Here is an 8103-nt window from a genome sequence, read left to right as displayed (position 1 = left end):
CTATTTTTTCAACTTTTACTATGTATATATTTTGATCTCCTGTTTCATTTGATAGTGTCATATTTTCTTTTCTTGAATTATATCATCTATAATTTCAAGAATATATTTACGCCAAATTTTTACAGAGTCAAATTTTCTATTTTTACAACCTCGTTTTTTAGCATTTACACCTATATACACTAAAAATCCAATCCACAATGCAACTAAAAGCAAACCTGCCCATCCTAACTCTTCATCGGATAAGCGTATTAATAAAGTTACTGCCAATGTTATTCCTGACATAAAAAAAGAGCTTAATGCGATTTCATTTGAAGAAAACGCCCAAACATCATCTTCTATTGCTTCTGCTTTTATTTCAATAAGCTCATTTAATGTTTTTCTTCTCAATTTATTTTTAATATATTCCACTTTATTTCCATATGGTTTATTCGGATCATTCTCCAAATTATCGCATAACACTTCAAAACCATTTTTCTCTGCCATACTACTCTCCCCCTCATTTGAATTTAATACGGGCAGTATAACACAATATTTATCAAAAATCTATATCTAGCAAATAAATATTTTAAGTTTATCTTTGCAAACTTTTATAACTCTGCCCCGTCAAATCGACGGGATAGGTAAAGAAAATCATCGTACCCACAAGCGGTCACGAGGACTGCACTAGAGCTGATATCATGCAGTGGATGCTCTCTCATCAGAAAGCGAGACGTAATCTGACAGCAGGTGAATCACTTCATGCTAATCAGATGATTATGGAAGAGATTGAGCTAGAAAATAAACAGAAAGTCTCAAAAGCTGTATCAGAATCAAATAAAAATCGCGCTAATCCCATATGCGTCCACGTGGACGCAATTGGAAATTCAGAGCGTAATCGATCGACCAATACCCGTGAACAGTTAGCAAAAATGTCTGGTGTCGGTACTGGTACAGTAGCCAGGTATCAAGCCATCATGAAAACAGATAATGAAGAACTCAAGCAAAAGGTTAATACTGGCGAAGTTCCTGTAGGTACTGCTTATAGGGAAATTAAGACTAGGGTATGTAAAGTGTGTGGGAAGGAAAAGAAGATTATTGATTTTAAAGATTATTGTACATGGGAGATATTGTGGGTGTATGCCGGAAATATAAATAAGATATACCGAACGTATACAGGATATATAAATGGTGTATAGAAAGGTATATACCGGATATTCTAGGAAATAATTGCTTTGTCGCACATTTATAATTATTAGTTATATATATGTCACGTGTTATAAGTGTAATTCATATAATTTGTTGGATAGATGATGTGTGATGTTATATCGTATTATGTGTGATATGCAGTTATATGGTTACAGTGTTACAATATGTTACCGTGTTATCGTTTGGTTACAGTGTTACCATCTTGTATTGAGTGGCGTGTGTATGGTAGAATTATTATGTGTATAACTATGTATACAGTGTAACCATCCACCTATTTCGATAATACTTTAGCTAGCTAAAGCATCATTTATCCTTGTCCCGACAAAGGATTTTAAGGTTAAAAAAATATACCGGCTTTCAAACAAAACCAGTAAATTCCCCTTGAAATCATTAGTATTTTCCTATCAGTGGTTTTCATAATTCTGTTAAATTCTTGTCAATATCCATCAGATTCACGAAACCCTTCAAATCTCCATATAATACAAGGATTTTTCTTTTGTTCATTTTTTATATAAACTAATTCATTTTTGAACAAAAGAAATTCAAGAACTAGCCAGATATCCTTTATTCTCAATGCTTTTTCTTGAATCTCTCTAATGATCCGCCCGATAACCCACTCGATAAATAGGTTATTATCCTATACTCTCAAATTTCTCAATATTCCCAATGCTTTTCTATGGATTTAATGGCGATACGCCGGAATTACTGATTCTGAATAAGATATGCTTCCAGTTTTTCAAATAGATGTGGGTATAAGTTCATTCTACCATTCTTAAACTGTGATAAAATATTCTGGTTGATATTGGTTTGCTTGGCAATCCAACCTTGCTTTTCGCGCTGTAAACGCTCTTTATATAATTCTCTTAATTCTTCCTGTGTCATAAAATATCTCTCCCTAAATTTATTTTATTTATTATCTTGTTAAAAAATATTCTATATAAATTTTTATATAAAAAAGGTATACTTCTGCTATTATGGTTTTGGATTTGCAACATTATATAGTGAGGTGTAACAGCATGGCTATACCAGACCACGATTTATCATCATGGGAAAAGCATATTAAGCTCGATGTACACCGTAGATAGCGTGTTTGAAGCACTACCCACGGCGGAATATGATAAAAAGTATATCCAACTTAGCTTACGTTCTGTTCAGATATACTTCAATCTTCTTCATAAGGGAATTTTCATTTAACTATATTCCTCTATAAAATTTATATATAAAATAAAATTTTTAATTGTTATTTTTGTTCTATTTTTTTTATAAAGCAATTTAACAACTCATCTTTATATCTCCGATAAAGGAATAACAGCGTTATATTTCTAATAGCTGAATACTCTCTACCCAAAGATAATTTTACCAGATAATAAATTTGCTCTTGATCCAATCCCTTTGTGGCATCATTCATAAACTTATCTTCAAGATATTGTCTCTGACGGGAATAATTTTTGCTATCCTTATCTTCTATATTATTATTTAGATTTGTTATATCTTCTTTGTATTGTTTAGCACACTCAACAAATTTATCCGCTCTATACCGATTCTTTGGAGTAGCATTTTTAACCTCATTTGTTGTTAAACGATAAATAGGAATAACATTGGTTCTAGGCTTATATGACTTTGTTTTCTCATCAATGAGTTTTGCCATAATATCCATAGGACAATTTATAAATCCAACTTCTTCTAGCTTGAACTTTTTATTATTCCGTTCTTTCTTGGTTTCAGCATAGAATATCGGGTACTTTATTACTTTTTCTTTATCGGGTTTATTCTCGTCTGGCTTGTTCTCATCAGCATTATTTTTCTTAGCATTATTCCCTTCATTATTCTTTTCAATGCTATTATTGGTGTTCTTATTATCCGTTTTATCCTTATCACGTCTCATACAGTCCAACCATTTGATACGCTGAATTTCATTCTTCACATTGATAATGAACTCCTTCTTCGCCAGATCGATACTAATCTGACCCAACACTGACAAAATGATGATGTTATCTTTTAGTTCCTTGGACTTATTTTCATCCTTCGTTCCATTCTCAAAATAATAACTCAACGCCAACTGTGCAATATCAGTTGAGATTCCAATAGAAGCCTGTGCCGCTGAAATCTTATTGTCCATTCTGGCATAATCTTCCATCTTCAAATGATATGCTGTCTTTCCGTCTCCTGTCTCTGTTACCTCTTCAACCGTATTGATGATAGTTGGATATTCCTTATACGCCTTTGCTGATAACGCCGCTATATCCGGCTGATCCGTAACCAGAACAAAGTCAGAATCTACATCGTGTCCAGACAGTCTTGGTTGTGTATCAGTTCCAATGGCATTAAACACAATCACGTTATCTCCGATGTTAGGAAAATACTTCTGCAATGGTTTAGAATATGTGTTCCACAGATGAATAATGTTATTTGGTGCATTATGAGGACTACGAAACGCCGCCAGACTTGCTCCATCCTTGAATCTGGTTGTGTAACACTGTACGCCATCTTCTACAATGCTGAAGCATCCCTCTTTCAATGGTTCTGGATCACCAACCGCATATCTCAATAAAGCAACCGGATTGTCCATAATCGTCAGATTATCTCCCGATTGATATAATCTCCCCTGTCGGAGTTCTGACTTCAAATCTGTACAATCCCTGTCTTTCTTTTTCTTATACAGATTACTATATACGAACCGATAATCCCTTTTGACAAGTTCAATCAGAAGTTCATTGATATTGAAGTTGGAACTTTTTGCTTTCAGATATTCCAGATACTTTTTATCATTCTTCAGCGAATAATAAAAATCAACAGACGGTTGCACAATCCGCTCCAACACCTCTGTATCTGTACATGGTAGGGAATTATTCATCTGATAAGTTGTCAACTGCATATCTCCCCATCTGCTATGATGTGCTGTCTTAACGATGGAGAAATAATAATCATTGTCTTTCATGATCTTAGCATACTTCTTATATGCCTTTTCTTTTGTTCCACCCATCAAATCAATAAACTTCAACCATTTGAGCGATTTATCCGTGACAATCACTTTAACATCACACAGCCGCCGTTCATTACCAAACATATCCTTTACAGCATATGTACTGTAATCAAGTCCATGCTCCTTGCAGTAATCTTTAAAGAACCTCTGCAACTGACCTCTGAATAAGCAGGACTTGAAGAAATGCGACCGACAGTAAATGAATCCATCCATACCGACCGGAAACTCTGCATCATCAATCAATCCCATGCCATCCCACAGAACATTTTTGATTCTAGCTTTTGTATGCTCTACCGAACAAATGTATTTCTTCGGTTCTTCTTTCTTCTCCTCCTGTCCCTGTTCTCCTGTTTCCTTATTGTCTTTCTTCTCTGGTGGTTTCTCCGTAGCACTGACAATGGCTGCTGCCATCGGCTCGGACTCTACTTCTATATCTTTCAGAATGAGTATATTATCAAGCGGAATCTGAATATATCCATATGCTGTAGCTGTTGTTAAGGTCTGGTATGCTGACAGTCCCACAATGTTAAATACTGCATTGGGATTCTTCAATGCTTTCTTCTGCATTTCGCCAAACAGTCCCATCGTCAGATACTTTATTGCTGTATCATACAAGCTATCTCTAATGAAAATACACTCTCCGTTCTTTGCTTTTCCCGGAGAACGCATGAGCATCTTATATCTGACGGTGGTACTATCAACTACTTCTCCGGCTTTATTGGTCTTATCATAAGAAAATTCGAACCCTTTCTTATAAAATAACGCACGTAATTCATTTGCTGTCTTAGTCTCTGATTGTTCATCCTTCCCAACTCTATACTTCACATTGTAATTAAACTTTAGCACGATAAAGTCATGACAATTGTCGAACTTGGTTCTGGTGATCCTCTTCTTCATGAATCTAAGAAACAGACTATCATTGATTACCGCCCGACGCTGTGTTACTTTTCCGAATTTATACCACTTTTCTTTTTCTTCGTCTTTCTTGTTTTGTCCAACATTATCTTCTTTCTCGGTTTGTTTATCTTCCTCGGCTTCTTCATTTTTTTTCTTTGCCCGGATTGCATACTCGATTTCAGTACCCAGTTCTTTCATCAAAGTGTACATATATAACTGACTCGCTTCAATAGCTGATATATAAATTGGTTTTAATTCTTCTGTGTAATTGATTTTAATATTGATCCTCTCCTTTTAAATTTGGTAACATTTCATTATTGAGATAGTATATCCGTAGACAAAAAGCACACCAGAATCGTCATAAACCGCTCAAAACGATTTATAGGATAAATTGCTCATGATGATTTTTACAAAGGCTTATTTCCCCGTGAGAGTGATTTTAACCCACTATATAGAACACTTTTTATGGCTAACCAGCAATCTCTTTTTGATTAAATTTTTTCAATAAATACTCTCTTCTTGCTCAGATTTTAACTGAGTTGCAAGCTTAATCAAAAAATCTGGCGATGTAAGTGCCTTTTCTAAAGTTTGTTGTGTCATGTAAGCACCATGTTTACGAATGGTAGGAAGAACTTCATCTGTTACCCAATTAGAAAATCTTTCAGCTTCAGGTTTTCTACTTTTGAATATCAGTTTATATACACCGCTTTCGGTAAGGAAATTCTCACCTGCATTATTCAATTTTCGGAAGTGCATATTATGCACATCTGAATTTTTGACTTTTATAACTTGTTTTTCTGAAAATCCACGGATACTACTTTTGACACCTGCAACTTCTGCTAATTTTTTCGTTGTATCTATTGAGTCACGTTTGACCAAATTTGGTAAAACGTAATTAGATTGATTCTTTAATCCACTTAATTGATTCTCTTTTGCCTGTTTCTCATAAATATTTCTATATTTCTCTGCTATAGCAATTCTCTGAATAAGAGATAGATTTCTTCTTCCAAGCTGAATATCAAGCATCCATTCCATGACTATTTCTTCTTTACTTCTTCTGCAAATTGTTTTGCATACTCCAAATACTCTTCATAACGTTCTCCAAAATCAGCCATTAGATTTTTATGTTCTTCCAGTCCATTTTTCAGTTCGAACATTTCATCCATAAGCTGTTTTCGATTTTTTATATATTGAATCCCTTTATATTTTACCGGACTATTTTCAAATACATAATTGCGTTCACAATCTCCACCATCCCAAAACGAAACACCTACATTTATGTTAATCTGATGCTGACAATTCTCGTCATAACACTCACACCCATGACAGCACGTGTAAGTAATATCTTCTCCTGTCTTTTGACATATTTTTCTTGTGACATTAGTTCCCAGTTCATAATAATTATCATCTTCATTATATGATGATCTTACAATCAAATTTATCATGTCAATACATTCTTGTTTTAAGGACATAATCTTATCCTCCTCTTATATACATTCTCCTAAAAGTCAACTCAAAACTCTTACTCATGCTCATGATTTGTGTAACGAAGTGGAACAAATCATTATTGCGTAAGCTCACTTCTTCCACTACTCAATAAAATAATGTCCACTCATAATAATCTCTCTTATCCTATTGCATACCTCTTTAGTTGGAATATTCTTTTCTTTCACATTCTGTAATTCTGTTTTAATGTCATCCAGTGACATACGATATTCTGACATAAGAACATCAATAAAAGGTTTCCTATACTCTATTAGTTCATCAAATTTAGACTTATAGACATTTACTTTTGATGATTCATACTGTTTCTTCTTATAAGCTATATCATTGATTTTCTTCTCATCTTTAGCAACACAATTTAATAAATACTCCCTTGTCAGAACATTTGTACTCAACAACTCTTCCATCTTTAATCTGTAGCTTCTGTCCATGTCATTTCCTTTCTTCTGTAATAGTGGGTGTCTGACGCAGACACAATAATGATTCGTTCCGTTCCTTGCGTCACTACACAAATCATCTGTCTCTTTTTGGATTTTTCCGATTCATTTTATAATTTTGACCCCCCATTTTGAGCGTGAAGCTTATAATAGAGAGTACGCTTAAAAAAGGGGGTCAAAAAAATCAAATTAAAATCGAACTATCTTCCAAGCATTCTTATACTTCTTCTTTTTCTTATTTCCATCTGAATCTTCTATGTATCGTGTTGTTTCAAATTCCTTAATACGATAGTCCAATTCTCTCTCTTCTAGCACTTGATTTAATGTAGCAACTTTCTTTAATAATTTTCCATCTTGCTTCGCATTAATCATACTTATCAGTTCAGATCTATCTTTTTGTTGAAGTAAAACAACTTCATCTGCAACCATCTTTTCTAAATAGTTTTCCAATCCATACTCTTCATTAATCATTCTATATGTATACTTTCCTATATCATAATTATAAAAGCCCAACTTCTGTGCAAGAAACTTACAATATCCATACTTTTTATATACTTCAAGCATTATCGCATAGTCCGCTATATCTTCTTTTTTCTTAAAATACATAGGTTCATTGACCGTTTTCGTATATGATCCCGGTATTACTTTACCCTCTTCATCGTATACCAGATCATCATATAAAATATTATTCGGATCATTTTGCATCGGATATTTGTCAATCAGTTTTTCAACAGAATATCCATTTTGCATATAAAAGTCAGCCATTTTAACTTTTTCTTCCATACTACGTTTCAAACCAGCAAGTCTCTGATTGCTGATTGCTTTTATGTAGATGTAAACTTTATCATCCTCATCTTGAATCCGCTTTCTTCCCATGCACTGAATCAATGAGTCTATGTCAACAATATCAATCACAATATGTTTTACATCCCTATCAATGATATTTATTCCAGCGTCAAAACAAGCTGTTGTAATCAAGAACTGTTCTTCAAATCTTTGTTCTTTTAGAATTTGTTGAATCTTTTTCTCTTCTACATAATCGTAATATTTCTTATTATTAGAACTACAGTTAAAAACACAATATTCTTTATATTTCAA

The 8103-nt window shown here is 33.7% G+C and carries 7 protein-coding genes and 1 pseudogene; 1 reads left to right on the top strand and 7 read right to left on the bottom strand.

Annotated features, from left to right (window positions below; genetic code table 11):
* Positions 1 to 57: 57 nt before the first annotated feature.
* On the bottom strand, positions 58 to 483 hold the full coding sequence (locus tag DWZ16_RS14910; RefSeq protein ID WP_118523156.1) for a hypothetical protein: 426 nt from the start codon (positions 481 to 483) through the stop codon (positions 58 to 60).
* A gap of 272 nt (positions 484 to 755) precedes the next feature.
* On the opposite strand from DWZ16_RS14910, the gene DWZ16_RS14905 reads away from it, so the two are divergent.
* Positions 756 to 1175 (top strand): hypothetical protein, encoded by a 420-nt coding sequence (locus DWZ16_RS14905; RefSeq protein ID WP_147353436.1) that lies wholly within the window; start codon positions 756 to 758, stop codon positions 1173 to 1175.
* 712 nt (positions 1176 to 1887) lie between these two features.
* Here DWZ16_RS14905 and DWZ16_RS14900 read toward each other — a convergent pair.
* The 6 genes and pseudogenes from DWZ16_RS14900 to DWZ16_RS15625 all read right to left on the bottom strand — a co-directional run.
* Complete coding sequence (locus DWZ16_RS14900) at positions 1888 to 2067, bottom strand: hypothetical protein (RefSeq protein WP_118523154.1); 180 nt, start codon at positions 2065 to 2067, stop codon at positions 1888 to 1890.
* A gap of 358 nt (positions 2068 to 2425) precedes the next feature.
* Positions 2426 to 5275, bottom strand: a complete 2850-nt coding sequence (locus DWZ16_RS14895; RefSeq protein WP_118523153.1) for a hypothetical protein — start codon at positions 5273 to 5275, stop codon at positions 2426 to 2428.
* A 291-nt stretch (positions 5276 to 5566) separates the two neighbouring features.
* Entirely contained in the window at positions 5567 to 6100 is a 534-nt protein-coding gene (locus DWZ16_RS14890) for a Bro-N domain-containing protein (protein ID WP_243022051.1), read from the bottom strand.
* Positions 6101 to 6102: 2 nt separating this feature from the next.
* Positions 6103 to 6537, bottom strand: a complete 435-nt coding sequence (locus DWZ16_RS14885) for a hypothetical protein (RefSeq protein ID WP_118523152.1) — start codon at positions 6535 to 6537, stop codon at positions 6103 to 6105.
* A 117-nt stretch (positions 6538 to 6654) separates the two neighbouring features.
* A complete protein-coding gene (locus DWZ16_RS14880) occupies positions 6655 to 6999 on the bottom strand; it encodes a hypothetical protein (RefSeq protein WP_118523151.1) in 345 nt (114 codons plus the stop codon).
* A 195-nt stretch (positions 7000 to 7194) separates the two neighbouring features.
* A pseudogene (locus DWZ16_RS15625) lies at positions 7195 to 8103 on the bottom strand (DNA helicase); the annotation flags it as partial.

This window comes from Clostridium sp. AF29-8BH, from assembly GCF_003478145.1.
In the GTDB taxonomy this organism is placed as follows: Bacteria; Bacillota; Clostridia; order Lachnospirales; family Lachnospiraceae; genus Otoolea; species Otoolea fessa.
This window is presented reverse-complemented; position numbering and strand designations above follow the sequence as displayed.